1 protein-coding gene is annotated in these 284 nt (G+C 68.0%); it reads left to right on the forward strand.

What is annotated here, in order from left to right:
* The coding region (locus tag RB628_RS41965; RefSeq protein WP_318325831.1) for a phosphopantetheine-binding protein at window positions 1-284 on the forward strand (284 nt) is incomplete at both ends.

Here is a 284-nt window from a genome sequence, read left to right on the forward strand (position 1 = left end):
CCACCCCCGTCGGACCCGAACAACTCGCCGAACTCCGCACGTTGAACGAGATCGTGAACTTCGTGCTCAGCCTCGGTGGTTCGAGCAGCGCCGCTCCGCACACTCGGGTTTCGGTCGCCGCCGCACCCGCAGCCCCCCGGGCCGTGCTCGGCGCGAAGGACGTGGCGGACGTGCTGCTCGGTGTCGTGTCGGACAGGACGGGCTACCCGGCGGAGACGCTGGACCTGGACATGGACGTCGAGGCCGACCTCGGCATCGACTCCATCAAACGCGTCGAAATCATG

Source organism: Streptomyces sp. ADMS, assembly GCF_033441795.1.
In the GTDB taxonomy this organism is placed as follows: domain Bacteria; phylum Actinomycetota; class Actinomycetes; order Streptomycetales; family Streptomycetaceae; genus Streptomyces.